This window comes from Pseudoalteromonas obscura, assembly GCF_030135505.1.
In the GTDB taxonomy this organism is placed as follows: Bacteria; Pseudomonadota; Gammaproteobacteria; order Enterobacterales; family Alteromonadaceae; genus Pseudoalteromonas; species Pseudoalteromonas obscura.
This window is the reverse complement of sequence record NZ_JASJUT010000004.1, coordinates 308885-325997: the sequence shown is the minus strand read 5'-3', so window position 1 is coordinate 325997 and position 17113 is coordinate 308885. Positions and strand designations below refer to the sequence as shown.

The window sequence follows — 17113 nt, the reverse complement described above, 5'->3', positions numbered from 1 at the left end:
GTTTATCCAAATCAGAATTATTTAACTATACATTAACGAGCATCAGCATACTGGCTCTCTCAAGCTAAAACCAGAGAGCACATGACAACAACATAAGTATAAGTGTAATTAATTATTGCCAAAGGCAATTTTAGAGCCGACCTCCGTTATTCAACCTTAGTCTCATAGACCAATGGGTAATTGAGTTAAGACCACCCATCATCAACAGTGAATGACGAAATAATTCTCTGCATTGCAACTAAGAGGCAGTATTATAGGAACTCCATTATGACAACTAAAATTAATATAAATAAAAAACTAACTGCGGTTGCAGTGTCTAGCTTACTTTCCAGCCAAGCTCTCGCTGCTAACATCGGGAATACTGAAGTAAGTTACGGGGGATATATCAAACTCGACGCTATCTGGAGTGACTTTTCGGATGGCACACTAGGGTCACAACATATTGGACGAGATTTTTATGTTCCAGGCACTACTCCAGTAGTACCGAGCACAGGAGAGGATGCCGTCTTCGATATGCACGCCCGCCAATCTCGGTTTAATTTTGGCACCGCCTCAAAACTGGATGATGGCAGCACCATAAAAACGAAAATTGAATTAGATTTTATCGCTTCAACAGGCGGAAATGAGCGCGTGAGCAATTCATATTCGCCACGAATTAGACAGGCTTTTGTCACCTATAAGGGGTGGCTATTTGGGCAGGCTTGGTCCAATTTCCAAAATGTTAGCGCACTGCCAGAAACCTTAGATTTTGTTGGCCCAGCTGAAGGCACAGTATTCGTGCGTCAAGCGATGGCAAAGTATACCATTGGTAACTGGTCGTTCTCAGCAGAAAACCCAGAGAGTACAGTAACAACGGAAGGTGGTGAGAGAAAAATCACCGATGATGCGCAAATGCCTGATTTTACGGCGCGTTATAATTACAAAGCCGATTGGGGTCACTTTACTGTAGCCGCGCTTGCTAGACAGTTGACTTATAAACTTGGTGCAGCTGATGAAACAGAAAGCTCGTATGGCATAAGTGCTTCTGGTCGCGTAAATTTTGGCAAAAACAATATCAAATTTATGCTCACTCATGGACAAGGTTTGGGCCGTTACGTTGGGTTAAATGTGGCACATGGCGCAGTGTATGACGGGAAAGATCTCCACGCAATTGACTCAACATCCGGATTCATAGCCTATCAACACTATTGGAATTCGCAGTGGCGTTCAACTTTCCTCTATTCGTATTTCAGCGCCGATAACGATACGAACCTGCTAAATATCACCGGGGACCCTACGGACATGACCACCAGCTATAGTGCCAATATTCTGTATTCTCCTGTTAAAAAGCTCACCTTTGGGGCTGAATATAAAGTCGCTAATAGAGAAGTACAAAGCGGTGCAGAAGGTGATTTAGATAGACTGCAGCTTTCAGTGAAATACGCCTTCTAATTCTCCCAGAAGGCCAAATAAAAAAACCACCTTATGGTGGTTTTTTTACATCTTACTCTGACTTTTGCTCTCTGCCTAAAAGCGCCATCGCAGCCTCTTTAACATCTTTTTTCTCATACAGAACTTGATAAATTTGTTCTGTGATTGGCATTTCAATGCCGCTGCGCTTGGCCAGCAAAAAAACTTCTTTGGTATTGCGATAACCTTCAACAACTTGACCAATACTACTCATCGCATCGTCAACACTTTTCCCCTGCCCCAGCGCCAATCCAAAGCGTCTGTTTCTAGATTGGTTATCCGTGCATGTTAAGATCAAGTCGCCAAGTCCTGCCATACCCATAAAAGTTTCCGTTTTAGCGCCCAGTGCACAGCCTAGCCGACACAGTTCAGCAAGACCTCTTGTGATCAACATTGTGCGTGTATTGGCACCAAAGCCAAAACCATCAGACATACCCGCTCCGATGGCGATCACATTTTTCACCGCACCACCGAGTTGAATACCGATAAAGTCATCATTACTGTATACTCGAAATGAACGACTACAGTGCAATAAACTGGCTAGCTCAGTGCGCAGTGCTTCATCTCTCGCTGACACAGAAATTGCAGTAGGTAACCCCGCGGCCATTTCTTTAGCAAAAGTAGGTCCAGATAATACGGCTAATGCAATCGATTCACCCAGTACTTCTTTTGCAACCTCTTCTAGCAAGCGCCCAGTATTAGGCTCAAGCCCTTTAGTCGCCCACGCCACTTGCGCACCATCTTGTAAATGGGGCTGAATTTGCTTAAGTGTTTGTGCAAATGCATGGCTGGGAACCACCACCAATATAATCTGACTTGCCTTAACGGCACGCGCAAGATCAACTTCCAGCGTCAGTGAATCTGGAAACTTAATATCAGGAAGATAACGTTGGTTTTGACGCTCATCTGCAAGCTGTTCGATATCAGCTTGGTTGCGCCCCCATAAAGTAACTCGGTGACCGTTGCGAGCAAAACAAATAGCAAGGGCGGTGCCATACGACCCCGCCCCTAATACGGTCACAGCAGACTGTGATGTATTCATAAATTATGCGTCAGCTGTTTGCTCTTGACCTGCACGTTGCTGCATGTACTGTGCAAATAGTGCGTCAAAGTTTACAGGTGCCAGGTTAAGCTGTGGGAAAGTACCACGGTTTACTAGGCTTGCTACTGCTTCACGAGCATATGGGAAAAGAAGGTTCGGGCAGAATGCGCCAAGCATATGAGCAAGTTGTAGCTCTTCCAACTCACCTACAGAGAAAATACCAGCTTGCTGAATTTCACATAGGAAAGCTGTCTCTTCGCCGATTGTCGCAGTCACAGTTAATGCTAAAACAACTTCAAATACGCCTTCATCCAATTTAGCTGAACGTGTATCCATATCTAGTTTAACTTCAGGCGTCCACTCTTTTTGGAAAATTGTTGGTGAGTTTGGCGTCTCGAAAGATACATCTTTAGTATAGATACGTTGGATGTTAAATTGTGGGCCTTCTTGCTGCTCCGCTGCAACATTTTGATTTTGTTCAGTCATTATTATTCCTATAAATTTTTATATAAACAGCATTTGTCTTATCAATACAATGCTAGAAATGTTTAATTTCGCTCGACTAAGCCAATAATTGAGTTAGTTTACCTTGAGCCTCAAGCGCCATCATATCATCGCAGCCACCGATGTGCTGACCGTTGATAAAAATTTGTGGCACGGTATATCCGCCATTTGCTTTTTCGATCATCTCTTCACGAAGTTCAGGCTGTACAGCAATATCATATTCTGTATATGTGACGCCTTTACTATCCAATAGCGCCTTCGCACGATGACAAAAAGGACAATAATCTTTAGTGTAAATAATTACATCGTTACTCATTTATTACTCCAATTACTTTCCAGTTGTCGTTGGTAGTCCAGCACTTTGCCACGAACTCATGCCACCTGAAAGCACATAAAGCTTTTCGTAGCCCTGTTGGTGCATTCTTTCAGCAATGTTATTGGCCGTCATACCTGTATTACACACAAGTATAATGGGCTTTGTTTTGTACTTTTCAAGTCCACCAAAGTCATTTTGTTTGGCTTTGTCGACATTCATCATCTCTGCACCGGCAATACGACCCGCCGTAAACTCTTTTTTGCCACGCATATCGAGTACTTGTGCATCTTCACGATTGATCAACAGAGTCAGTTGTTGTGGGTTAATCGGGCGGATTGACGAAAAACGGCTTTTATACCAGCTGTGTACTAACATGATTGCTAGGACGACCCAGATAATGCTTAATACAGGGTGATTGGTGAAAAAAGTAATATATTGTTCCATGGACCTTGCCACTTAGTTAGCAGATAAAACTTACAGTGCAGCGAGTATACTTTTTTACGGGTCTTGGTACAAACCTATTGTTATCAGTGCACACCACTACACGCTCAATGCCCAAATCAGAGACCGAGCACGCGCACTGATGAAGCCTTTATATGAAAGGTGTTACCATTAGATTAATCAATCTTGAACATAAATCACCAGCACAGGGCTGAATTTTCGCGCTAAACAAGGTATTCTATGCGCCATCTATCGTGCATTTTTCAGGAGCCCAAATGACTACGAAGAAAAAACCACTGGTACTTATGATTTTAGATGGCTGGGGATATAGAGAAGAAACACAAAGTAACGCTATCCTCGCAGCTAATACGCCTGTACTTGATGAGCTGTGGCAATCACAACCAAAGACGCTTATTTCTGGGTCTGGATTAGATGTCGGTTTGCCTGATGGTCAAATGGGGAACTCTGAAGTAGGACATGTTAATTTGGGTGCTGGTCGTATCGTCTATCAAGACTTTACACGTATTACCAAAGCCATCGACGATGGTGAATTTGCACATAACCCCACGCTGGTAAAAAGCATTGACGATGCTATAGCACACAATAAAGCAGTGCACTTAATGGGCTTATTGAGCCCAGGTGGTGTACACAGTCATGAAGACCACATTGTCGCAAGTATCGAACTTGCTGCGCAACGCGGTGCCAAAGAGGTTTATTTCCACGCATTCTTGGACGGCCGTGATACACCGCCACGCAGTGCCCAAGCATCCATTGAGCGCATTCAAGATTTGTTTAAAACACTCGGTACTGGCCGATTAGCCTCTATTGTAGGTCGCTACTACGCTATGGACAGAGATAACCGTTGGGAACGTGTCGAGCAGGCATACAATCTAATGGTCTGTGGTGAAGCAGAGTTTACCTTTGCTGATGGGGTTGAAGCCCTTGAAGCCGCTTATCAGCGAGATGAAAATGACGAGTTTGTCAAAGCCACAACGATTGTACCTACGGGCCAACAAGCAGCACAAATCAACGACGGCGATGCGATTTTGTTCTTAAACTTCAGAGCCGACCGAGCAAGACAAATGACCCGCGCGTTTGTTGATGCCGAATTTAACGGCTTTGAGAAAAAGAAGGCTCCTGAGCTTAGCAGCTTTGTAATGATGACCGAGTACGCAGCTGACATTGATGCACCCATAGCTTTTGCACCTGAAAAACTAAATAACGTTTTAGGTGAGTGGCTTGCCAAACACAATAAAACTCAACTACGTATCTCTGAAACCGAAAAATACGCACACGTTACCTTTTTCTTCAGCGGCGGACGCGAAGACTTATTCGATGGTGAAAAGCGAGAGCTTATTCCTTCACCTCAAGTTGCCACATACGATCTACAGCCTGAAATGAACTCAGAGATGCTTACCGACAAGCTAATTGACGCCATTCAAAGCGGTGAATTTGACGCCATTATTTGTAATTATCCAAACGGCGATATGGTTGGCCACTCGGGTGTTTTTGAAGCAGCGGTTAAAGCGTGTGAAGCTGTTGATAATTGTATTGGTCGCGTTGTCGCAGCATTGAAAGAGCATGGCGGTGAAGCGCTTATAACAGCTGACCACGGTAATGCAGAGCAAATGCAAGACCCTAACTCAGGCCAAGCACACACAGCACATACTAGCGAGCCAGTTCCGTTTATTTATGTTGGTCGTGACGCAGAACCTCAGGCAAACAAAACGTTAAGTGACGTAGCACCAACAATGCTACACCTAATGGGTTTAGAGCAGCCAGCAGAGATGACAGGCTCGCCAATTATGCGTCTTAAGTAAATATGGTACGAGGCGCACTTACCGGCTTTGCACTGTTGATTTCATTGGCTTCGACACATGTCGAGGCCAATGAGTCACAAACCAAAGCAGATTTGGCTGCCGTTCAGGCTGAACTAAAAAAAAGTCAAGCGGCCTATCAAGAGCAAAAAGCGTCCTTCAGTGCGCTTAAACAACGTTTGCAATCTTTTGAGCTTGAAATAGCACGCAGCGCAAAAGCCCTGACCTTAACACAACAGGGGATCAGCGAGAACAAACAACAGCAATATGCACTCGAACGAGAAGGCTCACAGTTAAATCGTCGCAAGCATAAGCTGCAAAAACTGCTAGCAGCCCAACTTAAAAGTGCTTATGTTACAGGTAGCCATGATTACTCCAAGATGTTGCTCAACCAGCAAAAAACATCAGCACTGGAACGTACAATTAGCTACTACGACTATTTCAATAAAGCGCGAATAAACCAATTAGAAGACCTTAAGACTGTCTTTATTGAACTAGAAAAAAACCAACAGGCATTGACCAAATCACAACAACAGTTGGTCGCACTGCTTGAGCAACAACAGATCAGACAAAATGATTTACAGCTTGCACAACAGCAGCGCCAAACACACTTGCGCAAGCTCAACGACAAATTGTCCAAAACCCAGTCTGCGATTGCCTACTTAGAAGAAAATGAATCCACACTAAAAACCACGCTGGAAGCATTAGCTGAAGTACAAGCGCCGTCAGAAGAAGTTTTTATTGCCCAGCTAGATGGCTTGCAGCGCCTAAAAGGCAAGCTAGCTTGGCCACTGTCGGGCAAACTCAAGAAACGATTTGGCCAGCGAAAACATGTAGGAATGAACTGGAAAGGCGTCGTAATTGCGGGCCAAACAGGCACTGAAGTAAACAGCGTTGCGCCGGGGCATGTGGTCTATGCTGACTGGCTCAACGGCTTCGGCTGGGTCATAGTGCTTGATCACGGCAAAGGATTTATGAGCCTATATGGGCACGCCCAAACCCTACTAAGAGATGTGGGTGATCACGTCAACCCGGGAGATCCTATCGCATTAGTCGGACAAAGCGGCGGACAACAAAATCCTGGACTATACTTCGAGATACGGCATAAAGGAAGCGCTGTGAATCCAGTTAAGTGGTGCAGATCAAGTTAAATGAATAACCTATGCTGCCCCGTCACTAGGAGCAGCATATGAAATACTTCGTCTCTATTTCCCCGCCCGATTTTCAAAAACGAGCGCTTTTAGTTTTATGCGCGATACTACTTTCCTTTTTATTATCCAATGTGCAGGCCAAGCAAATTAGCCATGCCCATATGGAAGAAATTTTATACCATATTCAAACTTACTACGTTGAAGAAGTTCCCACTTCACACATTAAACAACACAACTTCAACGAGCTTTTCGAGCAGCTAGACCCCTATTCTAAATATTTAAATGAACACGAGCTAGAAACTCTTTTTAGTGCGACCAATGGCCGCTATACCGGGATAGGCATTGAAGTAGAAGAGATTGAAAACCGCATTGTTATTGTCGATACGTTACCCGGTTCGCCTGCGGAGCAAGCTGGCATTGAGGGGGGGGATAAATTAGTTGCGGTTAACACACATGATGTCACCAATAAAAGTATTTCAGAAGTCTCAAAGTTACTAAGAGAAGCAAAACTATCGATCATTCATATCACGGTCGAGCGCGCTGAAGCACATGTTACCTTAGCGCTGCGGCGTCAAGAGATAACCTTGGAGAGTGTCACCAGCAAACTGCTCAACGGAGACATTGGTTATATCTCTATCTCTTCATTTAATAATCACAGCTACCATGATGTTGCCAGACATATCAACATGCTGTTCGCGCACAATGGCCTTTCTTTAAAAGGTCTAATCATTGATCTACGTGACAACCCAGGTGGCACGCTCAACAGCGCGGTCGCGATATCTGATCTGTTTTTACAAAGCGGTATAATTGTCACAACCAAAGGGCGATTTTTCGATGCAAATCAAAAGTTTTATGCTGTGCAAGGCGATATTTTAAACGGTGCCCCCATCTTGGTATTAATTAACAAACAGTCCGCCTCGGCAGCTGAGATTTTAGCCGGCGCTTTACAAGACAATAAACGCGCTTTGATATTAGGACAGGGGTCATTCGGTAAGGGCTCGGTGCAGTCTTTGATCCCCATAGGTAATGGTACCAGCGCCCTAAAACTAACCACCGCTCGCTACTACACGCCATCGGGACAATCGATTGAAGGCACAGGGATAAAACCTGATATTGAATACAGTAAAAACACCCTATCGAGCCTAAATAAAACGGCTATAATGAGCAATGACAAAGCCAACAGAGACCTGTACTCGCGGCTTGAGCAACACTGGCATGCTGCCCGTCAACTAGTGACAAAACAGCAACCTACAGTAAACTAATGAAAAATTAGACGCTTTTATCGGTATAAAAAACATGCTAGGTTAGATGATAAAAGCGTCGAACATAATGTATCGACCAACATAAAACATAACAATAGAACTGTGATTTAATTTTGTGCGCTTAATACAATTAGTTACGACATTTATTTGTCTAGTAGCATTTGTTTGTGATGCCAAACAAATTGCGATTGTGATAGACGATATTGGCAACCACCAACGAGATCTGGAATTTCTAAATTTACCGGGTGAGCTAACTTATGCGCTTTTACCCCATACGCCATTCTCCCAGCATTTTGCTTACCAAGCTGCATTAAAAAACAAAGAGCTGATCCTACATATTCCCATGCAGTCTTTAGATAATAAAACATTAGGACCAGGCGGGCTGACTTTGGACATGCAAAAGTGGCAATTACAAAAAACACTTGGACATGCTCTTTCTAGCTTGCCTCATGTGAAAGGTGTAAATAATCATATGGGTTCAGCGCTGACACAACATGATGAGCCCATGAAATGGACAATGGAAATTCTCAAAAAGCGGTCTCTGTACTTTTTGGACAGCCGCACCACACCCTATAGTCAGGCGCAAACAGTAGCGAACATCTATGGAGTCAACAATATCGCCAGACATGTATTCTTGGACAACGAACTTGAAAGTAAGCAGTTAGAATTACAGCTCAATCAACTCAAAACGATTGCCACACAACAGGGATATGCGATAGGTATTGCTCATCCTTATCCAAAAACTCAACGGTTTTTACGTGATGCCCTGCGAGATTTGCAAGATCAAGGCTTCGAACTTGTGCCGCTCTCTACCCTAGTAGAGAATAAATATATTCGTCTAGCTGCACTGCAAAACACATCAGCATTGAGTCCATAAAAATCGCATTCTGATATAAATTTTGTTGATCTAGCCACAGGAAAATTAAGCCATTTTCAGTTATACCTACTAGTAAGGTTCACTTACAGGAAAATATTATGCTGCATACTGTTGAACAGTTGATGACCCCAGATCCACTCGCTGTTAAGTCGTCACATACCCTGCACGATGCACACAACTTAATGCGCGAAAAAAATATTCGTCATATTCCCGTGATCGATGAAGAAGGTCATTTGGTGGGCATGTTGACCCAAAAAATCATGATAGCCAAAGTGATGAGTATTTTATCTACTTACGGTAACTTGGCATTAGAGCGAAAAGAAAAGCAGGAAAAAGTCAGTGATGCCATGGCGCAGGACTTTGCCAGCGTAACACCGCAGCAGAGCTTACATGAAGTTGTTACTTACTTTGTCGAAAACCGTCATGGCTGCATGCCTGTGGTTGACGAAAACAATAAATTACTGGGGATATTAACCTCATCTGATTTTGTTCGCCTCGCAGCAGCTTTGCTTTCTTAAATTACCCGCAGACGAGTTAAAAGCCTCTCGAAAGAGGCTTTTCTTTATGGGTTACACTTTTGCAATTAGTGTACGAGCAACTGTTCGCATACCCATTGTCGTCGCACCTGACGCCCACTGAGCACCCGCATTATTTTGGAAGCAACCAGCTAGGTCTATGTGCACCCAACCTTGTCCTTCATTTGGCACAAAGCGCGATAAGAAACCAGCGGCATTAGATGCACCGCCAAAACCACCACCCTTTTGAGCTCGGCTATTTGCAGTGTCTGCGTAAGCAGAAGGACAATTATTTTGGTGCCATTTTTCAAGAGGTAATGGCCAAGCAGCTTCGAACTCTTCACTTGCAAACTGCTGAACCTCACCAACTAGCTCTTTATCAAGACCAAATAAAGCATTGTACTCTTGACCTACCGCCATTAATGCAGCACCAGTTAGTGTTGCAGCATCAATGATCAAAGGCGCACCAGTTTCACCAGCCGCCATTAGACCATCAGCAAGTACAAGGCGACCTTCGGCATCCGTATTCACGATTTCAACTGTCGTGCCATTTTTATACGTTAAAATATCGCCTAGTTTATATGCATGACCTGAAATAAGGTTTTCCGCACAACACAAGAACAATTTAATACGCTTATCAATACCACGTTGGATTGCCAATGCAAGACCAGCAGTGACTGTTGCAGCACCGCCCATGTCGCATTTCATGGTCAACATCCCTTCGCTCGGCTTGATTGAATAACCACCCGAGTCAAAAGTAATGCCTTTACCAACAAGCGCTGCGCTAACTGGCGCATCTTCGTCACCTGTCGGGTTAAAGTCTAACTCAAGTAGTACTGGTGCTCTTTCACTACCACGGCCTACTTCATGGATCCCAATCCATTGATGTTCTAGTAATGCATCGCCTTTGATTATTTGATAGCTGACGTGCTCTGGTGCTAAAGACTGAATAAACTCAGCGGCCTTACCCGCTAAACTTTCTGGGTAAATATCTTCAGCTGTACCATTGATCATTTGGCGCATCCAAGTTGCTGATTGCTTCAACGCCTGTAACTCATTTAAATCTGATTGTGCATTTTCAACAAAAGCAACTGGATCAAGCTGTTTAGGACTAACAAAGCCCTGATAAAAAGCCCATTGTGATTCTGTACACCAAGCTTCACCACTTAACGCTACCGCAGGGATCCCCTGTTGTGCTAGGCTACGAGCCGCTTTTTGAATATGCTTTAGGGTTTCTTGCTCAGTTAAATGAATGGTTGCACCTTGCTCGTCAAAAGACAGTGATGCATTGTTGCCCCAATGTGCAGCAGGAGCTTGTTCACTTAAGCGAACAATAAATTTATCAGACATATAGGTTTTCACTCTTACGCTTGTAGATTCTAGTCAGTGTACACTAGCAATCACCGAGCCCCAAAACGAATGCGACTAAACTATGAAATTTTCATCCCAACTTCAAAGCGCTACTTTGCTCAAACGCTATAAACGATTTTTAGTCGACTTGCACAAAGAAGATGGTGAAACGTTTACCGTACATTGTGCAAACACTGGCAAGATGACAGGTTGTGCCGACAGTGGCTTTAAAGCCTATTACTCCACCAGCGACAATAAAAAGCGCAAGTATGCACATTCACTTGAGTTAACCGAAGATGGTCAAGGCAACCTCATTTGTGTCAATACTGGTATAGCGAATAAAGTAGCCTATGAAGCGATTCAAGCCGGGGATATTTCACAGTTGAATGGCTATGACAATATCGCCAGCGAAGTAAAGTATGGCAATGAAAATAGCCGCATTGATATATTACTCTCTTCACCTCAACAGCCCAATTGTTATGTTGAGGTCAAATCCGTCACTCTGTTAGAAGGTGACCAAGGCTACTTTCCTGATACCGAAACAACTAGAGGGCAGAAACACCTCAGAGAGTTGATACATATAAAAAATAATCACCAACGCGCCGTGCTATTATTTATTGTTATGCACAACGGCATTGAATCAGTCAAAGCAGCTGAGCACATAGATAAAAAATATGCCCAATTACTGGCTGAGGCTAAAAGCGAAGGGGTTGAAATATATGCATATAAAGCACAAGTTACCCCAAGTGAGGTCAAGGTTATTAAACAAGTATCTGTACTAGATACTTGAAAAAAAAAACTTCACCCTCATATATCTGCCGTTAAAACTTCACTCCAACGGCTTGTTTTAGAACAGGGACGAAGCAAAAAGTGTTTGCTAAGGGTTGAAGATTTTGCTATTTATAGCCGCCGGCGTTAGCTGGGGTTGTTTATTAAGGATTTAGGAGAATGCTATGCCAGACCAGAAAAAACTAGGGTTATTGGCTCAGGCCGGTTTAGAACCTTACCAAGAAAAGCCGGGCGAAGAATACATGGGCGAGGCGCAGCTAGCTCATTTCAAAAAAATATTAGAAGCGTGGCGTAACGATCTTCGTAATGAAGTTGATCGCACCATGAACCACATGCAAGATGAAGCGGCAAATTTCCCTGATCCTGTCGACCGTGCAGCGCAAGAAGAAGAGTTTTCTCTTGAACTGCGTACACGTGACCGAGAGCGTAAGCTGATCAAGAAAATTGAAAAGACACTACAGCTGATTGAAGAAGATGACTTTGGTTTCTGTAATTCATGTGGCATTGAGATTGGCATTCGTCGCTTAGAAGCACGTCCTACCGCAGATTTGTGCGTGGATTGTAAAACACTTGCTGAAATCAAAGAAAAACAGCAGGGTCGAGGTTAAAACCGAGTATAAACCTGTAAAAACGATAGGTTAAGCTCACCAGTTATGCAGACCCCACAAAAAAAAGACCCAGAGCAGGATAGCTTACATGCTCTGGGTGCGTCTTCTGTTTATCGTGGGCGCTTTGCGCCCTCCCCGTCAGGACCTCTACATTTTGGGTCGTTAATTGCGGCACTTACCAGTTACCTTGATGCCAAAGCCAACCAGGGGCAATGGCTAGTTCGAATGGAAGACATTGACACACCACGTGTTGTTAGTGGTGCGGCAGATGCCATTTTAACCACCCTTGAAGCTTATGGGTTACACTGGGATGGTGAGGTAATTTATCAAAGCCAAAGGCACAAGTTATATCACGAGGTGCTCCACTCCCTCGCTTCAACTGGTGATGTCTACGCGTGTGCCTGCACCCGTAAGCAAATCAAACAGCGTGGAGGTTTTTATGATAACCATTGTCGCACGGCCAGCCATGTTTTTGAAAACAACGCGTTACGCCTAAAACAAAATTTCCCTATCTATCAATTTGAAGATGCTTTACAGGGACATGTAGTCATACCAGACCAAGTCGCGCAAGAAGACTACATCGTAAAGCGACGAGATGGCCTGTACGCCTATCAACTTGTAGTGGTTGTGGATGATATAGAACAACAAATCAGCCATGTTGTGCGCGGTGCTGATCTGCTAGAACCGACTGCCAGACAACTTAGTCTGTTTCAACAACTTGCAAAAAAGCCACCACACTACATGCATGTTCCGCTCGCTGTCGCACAGCCTGGATTCAAGTTATCCAAGCAAAACTATGCCCCAGCCATTGACAACAATGCCCCCTTACCTGCACTTAAAGCAGCACTTGGATTTTTGGGCTTCGATAAAATTGAACTACATCAAATCGATGATGTTACCGAATTACTCACATGGGCTACAGCTGTATACCATGATGTAAAGTTACCCAAAAATAAAGAAATTCAGGTCATACAACTCAGTTCAACAGACTACCAATTCACGCCGCTGTAGCTCTAACTATTCAGTTAAAACTACAGGCATATAAAACACTGAATAAAGTGCCCAGTGTCGCGAGGATGTCTTGAGATTGGTTGTTGATGTTATGAAAATAACTCGACGTGACAATGTTACAACTCTTAGCGCGTTATTTGGTTGAAAATTTAATCGCTAATTCACGTCTGAAACTTCAATTTCAGTACATTTGAGTATATGATAGCGAGCCTTATGATCTCGCCTACACTTTAGAAAAAATAAAGCATAGTGCGAGCAAAAAAAATCTGTACAAATGATGCTGCGGGTGGGGACTCAAAGTAGTAGGAGAGTGGTTATTATTTCTAAAATATTCAAGTTGTGTAGGCAAATTGTTGGCGCCAAGCAAACTAAAGGGATAGTTGAGGCAAAATTAACACCTCAAATCATCCCGCGTAGTGAGCACAATATCTCACGAAAACAATTTAGCCCCAATGCAATCAAAGTGTTATATCGATTAAAAGATGGCGGCTATGACGCTTACCTTGTCGGTGGTTGTATTCGGGATATTTTGTTAGGGATTGAGCCAAAAGACTTTGACGTTGTCACAAACGCAACACCTGAGGAAGTTAAACGCCTATTTAGAAATTGCCGACTTATCGGTCGTCGCTTCAGACTTGCCCACATTGTATTCGGGCGTGAAGTTATCGAAGTTGCGACAATGCGCGGCCATCACCTATCAAATGGTGAAGATGATCCGACAAGTAAGGCAAGTGAACAGGGGCAATTACTGCGCGATAATGTCTATGGCACCATTGAAGAAGATGCTCAGCGCAGAGACTTCTCTATCAACGCTTTATATTACTCAGTCAATGATTTTGGTGTTCGCGATTTTGCCGGCGGCATTGAAGCCATAAAGGCAAGACGGATTGAGCTAATCGGTGATCCAGAAACCCGTTATCGTGAAGATCCTGTCCGTATGCTGCGTGCGGTTCGCTTTGCTACCAAATTAGATATGGAAATTGCGCCAGCTACGCTCACTCCAATCACTGAATTATCACCGCTGCTTGGGAATATTCCACCAGCAAGATTGTTTGAAGAAACCCTCAAGCTGTTTTTAGGTGGTAAAGCAGAAGCCAACTTTTTAATGCTCAGAGAGTTAGGCCTCTTTAAACAGCTGTTTCCAACACTCGAAGAAATTTTGGCACAAGAGGACAGTGAGTTTGAAAAACGTTTTATCCAGCAAATGTTTGCTAACACAGATGCCCGTATAAATAACAACAAAAAGGTAACTCCTGCGTTTATTTACGCTGCCTTACTGTGGTTCCCATTGCGCAAACGCGCGGCATTGTTAGAACAACAAGGCATTTCAGAATACGACGCGTTCATGCAAGCCATCAGTCAGGTACTAAGCGAAAATGCACAACGTGTTGCCGTTCCAAAACGGTTTACATTGGGCGCTCGTGATATTTGGCATATTCAGCAACGTTTAGATAGACGCAGTGGTCAACGAGCTTACCGTCTGAGCCTTCAACCTAAGTTTAAGGCCTCGTATGACTTTTTACTGTTGCGTGTTGAAAGTGGCGAATCCGACCAACAGGCGCTAGCTGATTGGTGGACAGAATACCTTAAACAAGATGTCGGCGGGCAAAAAGAAATGGTCAAAAACCTTGGCCAAAAAGATCGTCCAAAACGCCGTTATCGTAATAAGCCTCGTAGAAAACCAAAGCAAGATTCATGAATATAGTGTATATCGGGCTTGGGGCGAATTTAGTCGACCCCCAAGCGCAGTTAACTCAGGCTGTAAATGCCTTGAAAACACATCCAGATTTCAACGATCTGGTTGTATCGAGTTTTTATAGTTCAAAACCAATGGGCCCTCAGGACCAACCAGACTATGTTAACGCCGTCGCAAGGTTTTCAACATCACTTAAACCCGAAGCACTTTTAGACCAGCTTCAAGAGATTGAATTACGCCAAGGTAGAGTGCGCAAAGACGAACGGTGGGGCCCCAGAACTCTGGATTTAGATATCCTCTTGTTTAATGAAGAAAGCATTGCCACTCAGCGTTTAACAGTACCTCATTATGGCCTATGTGAAAGAGAGTTCGTGGTATTCCCCTTGATGGAAATAGCACCTCAACTTCAATTACCCGATGGAACAACACTTAAAAGTGTGGCTGATAAGTTGCCAAAAAATGGCTTAACAGCGCTGCCTAACACAGATACAAAGGAGACACATTAATGGCAAAAGTTTCGGTTTCAACCTTGGCAAAGAAAAAACAACAAGGTGAAAAAATCACAGCATTAACGGCATACGATGCCAGCTTTGCGAAGCTTTTTTATGACAATGGCGTTGATGTGGTTTTAGTTGGTGACTCATTAGGTATGGTATTGCAAGGTGCTGATGATACACTCAGCGTAACCACAGAAGAAATTGCCTATCACACTCGCAGTGTAAGAGCTGGCAGTAGAGATCTGTTTGTCGTAGCCGATATGCCATTTATGAGTTATTCAAACCCAGCACAAGCCTGCGAAAATGCTGCAACACTTATGCGTAGTGGTGCCAATATGGTCAAGCTAGAAGGCGGTACTTGGTTAACGGAATCAATTAAACTACTTACACAGCAAGGGATCCCTGTGTGTGGTCACTTAGGCCTTACACCACAATCGGTACACGTCTTTGGCGGCTTTAAGATCCAAGGTCGCGAAGAGCAACAAGCATTGCAAATGATTGCAGATGCACAAGCCCTTGAATCTGCTGGTGCACAGATGTTGGTCATTGAATGTATCCCTTCTAACCTAGCTAAGCGCATAACTGAAGCGGTCAATATTCCTGTTATTGGCATTGGCGCAGGTAAAGAAGTGGATGGTCAAATCCTCGTTATGCACGATCTAGTTGGTATTTCAGCTGGCTATATTCCTAAATTTTCTAAAAACTTTTTAGCAGAAACAGGCAATATGCAAGACGCTGTTAAAAAGTTCTGTGACGATGTTAAATCAGGCGCATTCCCAGGTACAGAACACGAGTTTAACTAATGCAATCAATCACTGAAATAAAGTCATTACGCAGTCAAATTAAAGCTTGGCGTCAACAAGGGCACAGTATTGCCTTTGTGCCCACAATGGGCAACCTGCACCAAGGTCATTTTTCTTTAGTTGAAAAGGCCAAGACGCTGGCGGATAAAGTCGTAGTCAGTATTTTTGTTAACCCAATGCAATTTGGGAAAAATGAAGATTTAGATAGCTACCCAAGAACGCTTGTTCAAGACAAACAAGGGCTTGCAGAGCTTGGCACTGATATTGTTTTCACACCCAGTGTTGAAACAATTTACCCAAATGGACTAGCAACACAAAGCTTTGTCGATGTACCCGGTGTTTCTGAAGGTTATTGTGGTGGTGCGCGTGAAGGACATTTTAGAGGTGTTGCTACGGTGGTAACTAAGCTGTTTAACTTGGTTCAACCGGACTTTGCTTGTTTTGGCGAAAAAGATTACCAACAGTTGCAAGTTATTAAAACCATGGTGCACGACTTGTCTATGCCGATTGAAATTATAGGCGTGCCAACACAAAGGGAAGTGACAGGTCTGGCTATGAGTTCGCGTAACGGCTACCTATCTGAACAAGAAAAAGACGTCGCTAAAGTGCTTTACAAAGTATTGTCACAAACCGCTACCGCACTGAAATCAGGCGAGCGACAATTTGATAGTTTGGAAAGTGAAGCTAAATCTGAGTTAGCGCAAGCAGGCCTCAAACCTGACTACTTTTCGATTGCACATAGAGATACACTCAAGCCAGCACAGCAAAGCGACGAAGCCTTTGTCGTATTAGCAGCTGCATTTTTAGGAAGTGTCAGGTTGATAGACAACATTCAAGTTGTTAATTAACCTGAGAGCTAAAAGAAGCGCCCGTTGAGGGCGTTTTTTGTACCCAAAGGGTATTTTTTATCAGTGTAGTATCAAGAAAAGCCATAATAATACCGCCCTTTCCCCACAGTCCATTATAAATATATGCTAAGTTTAAC

18 protein-coding genes are annotated in these 17113 nt (G+C 43.6%); 13 read left to right on the top strand and 5 right to left on the bottom strand.

Annotated elements, in window-relative coordinates; genetic code table 11:
- Window positions 1-267 precede the first annotated feature (267 nt).
- A complete protein-coding gene (locus QNM18_RS12825; RefSeq protein WP_284137432.1) occupies window positions 268-1431 on the top strand; it encodes a DcaP family trimeric outer membrane transporter in 1164 nt (387 codons plus the stop codon).
- A gap of 52 nt (window positions 1432-1483) precedes the next feature.
- Here QNM18_RS12825 and gpsA read toward each other — a convergent pair whose 3' ends face one another.
- The 4 genes from gpsA to QNM18_RS12805 all read right to left on the bottom strand — a co-directional run bounded on the left by gpsA (window position 1484) and on the right by QNM18_RS12805 (window position 3755).
- Window positions 1484-2491, bottom strand: a complete 1008-nt coding sequence (gpsA, locus tag QNM18_RS12820) for an NAD(P)H-dependent glycerol-3-phosphate dehydrogenase (RefSeq protein ID WP_211011112.1) — start codon at window positions 2489-2491, stop codon at window positions 1484-1486.
- A gap of 3 nt (window positions 2492-2494) precedes the next feature.
- On the bottom strand, window positions 2495-2977 hold the full coding sequence (gene secB, locus QNM18_RS12815) for a protein-export chaperone SecB (protein ID WP_211011113.1): 483 nt from the start codon (window positions 2975-2977) through the stop codon (window positions 2495-2497).
- 76 nt (window positions 2978-3053) lie between these two features.
- Window positions 3054-3311 (bottom strand): glutaredoxin 3, encoded by a 258-nt coding sequence (gene grxC, locus QNM18_RS12810; RefSeq protein WP_023399814.1) that lies wholly within the window; start codon window positions 3309-3311, stop codon window positions 3054-3056.
- A gap of 12 nt (window positions 3312-3323) precedes the next feature.
- On the bottom strand, window positions 3324-3755 hold the full coding sequence (locus QNM18_RS12805; RefSeq protein WP_211011114.1) for a rhodanese-like domain-containing protein: 432 nt from the start codon (window positions 3753-3755) through the stop codon (window positions 3324-3326).
- A 272-nt stretch (window positions 3756-4027) separates the two neighbouring features.
- Here QNM18_RS12805 and gpmM point away from each other — a divergent pair, with 272 nt between their 5' ends.
- The 5 genes from gpmM (at window position 4028) to QNM18_RS12780 (ending at window position 9377) form a co-directional block, all read left to right on the top strand.
- Window positions 4028-5572, top strand: a complete 1545-nt coding sequence (gene gpmM / locus QNM18_RS12800) for a 2,3-bisphosphoglycerate-independent phosphoglycerate mutase (protein ID WP_284137431.1) — start codon at window positions 4028-4030, stop codon at window positions 5570-5572.
- Window positions 5573-5574: 2 nt separating this feature from the next.
- Window positions 5575-6720, top strand: coding sequence for a murein hydrolase activator EnvC family protein (locus QNM18_RS12795; protein ID WP_211011116.1), 1146 nt, complete (start codon window positions 5575-5577; stop codon window positions 6718-6720).
- A gap of 38 nt (window positions 6721-6758) precedes the next feature.
- A complete protein-coding gene (locus tag QNM18_RS12790; RefSeq protein WP_211011118.1) occupies window positions 6759-7982 on the top strand; it encodes a S41 family peptidase in 1224 nt (407 codons plus the stop codon).
- Between the two features lie 115 nt (window positions 7983-8097).
- The gene (locus tag QNM18_RS12785; RefSeq protein ID WP_284137430.1) at window positions 8098-8859 is read left to right on the top strand and encodes a divergent polysaccharide deacetylase family protein; all 762 of its coding nucleotides are present in this window, start codon (window positions 8098-8100) and stop codon (window positions 8857-8859) included.
- 98 nt (window positions 8860-8957) lie between these two features.
- On the top strand, window positions 8958-9377 hold the full coding sequence (locus QNM18_RS12780) for a CBS domain-containing protein (protein ID WP_023399808.1): 420 nt from the start codon (window positions 8958-8960) through the stop codon (window positions 9375-9377).
- A 51-nt stretch (window positions 9378-9428) separates the two neighbouring features.
- Here QNM18_RS12780 and pepB read toward each other — a convergent pair whose 3' ends face one another.
- Window positions 9429-10724, bottom strand: coding sequence for an aminopeptidase PepB (pepB, locus tag QNM18_RS12775; RefSeq protein ID WP_211011122.1), 1296 nt, complete (start codon window positions 10722-10724; stop codon window positions 9429-9431).
- Window positions 10725-10806: 82 nt separating this feature from the next.
- On the opposite strand from pepB, the gene sfsA reads away from it, so the two are divergent.
- From sfsA to panC, 7 genes are all read left to right on the top strand, one after another.
- Window positions 10807-11514 carry a DNA/RNA nuclease SfsA gene (gene sfsA / locus QNM18_RS12770; protein WP_211011124.1) on the top strand — a complete coding sequence of 236 codons (708 nt, stop codon included), beginning with the start codon at window positions 10807-10809 and terminating at the stop codon, window positions 11512-11514.
- 163 nt (window positions 11515-11677) lie between these two features.
- Window positions 11678-12121 carry an RNA polymerase-binding protein DksA gene (dksA, locus tag QNM18_RS12765; RefSeq protein ID WP_023399805.1) on the top strand — a complete coding sequence of 148 codons (444 nt, stop codon included), beginning with the start codon at window positions 11678-11680 and terminating at the stop codon, window positions 12119-12121.
- Window positions 12122-12166: 45 nt separating this feature from the next.
- A complete protein-coding gene (gluQRS, locus tag QNM18_RS12760; protein WP_284137429.1) occupies window positions 12167-13132 on the top strand; it encodes a tRNA glutamyl-Q(34) synthetase GluQRS in 966 nt (321 codons plus the stop codon).
- A 277-nt stretch (window positions 13133-13409) separates the two neighbouring features.
- On the top strand, window positions 13410-14831 hold the full coding sequence (gene pcnB, locus QNM18_RS12755; RefSeq protein WP_211011458.1) for a polynucleotide adenylyltransferase PcnB: 1422 nt from the start codon (window positions 13410-13412) through the stop codon (window positions 14829-14831).
- Window positions 14828-15334 carry a 2-amino-4-hydroxy-6-hydroxymethyldihydropteridine diphosphokinase gene (folK, locus tag QNM18_RS12750; RefSeq protein ID WP_284137428.1) on the top strand — a complete coding sequence of 169 codons (507 nt, stop codon included), beginning with the start codon at window positions 14828-14830 and terminating at the stop codon, window positions 15332-15334. The genes pcnB and folK overlap by 4 nt, the downstream gene beginning before the upstream one ends.
- The gene (gene panB / locus QNM18_RS12745) at window positions 15334-16128 is read left to right on the top strand and encodes a 3-methyl-2-oxobutanoate hydroxymethyltransferase (protein ID WP_211011129.1); all 795 of its coding nucleotides are present in this window, start codon (window positions 15334-15336) and stop codon (window positions 16126-16128) included. The genes folK and panB overlap by 1 nt, the downstream gene beginning before the upstream one ends.
- On the top strand, window positions 16128-16976 hold the full coding sequence (gene panC / locus QNM18_RS12740) for a pantoate--beta-alanine ligase (protein WP_211011131.1): 849 nt from the start codon (window positions 16128-16130) through the stop codon (window positions 16974-16976). The genes panB and panC overlap by 1 nt, the downstream gene beginning before the upstream one ends.
- Window positions 16977-17113 lie beyond the last annotated feature (137 nt).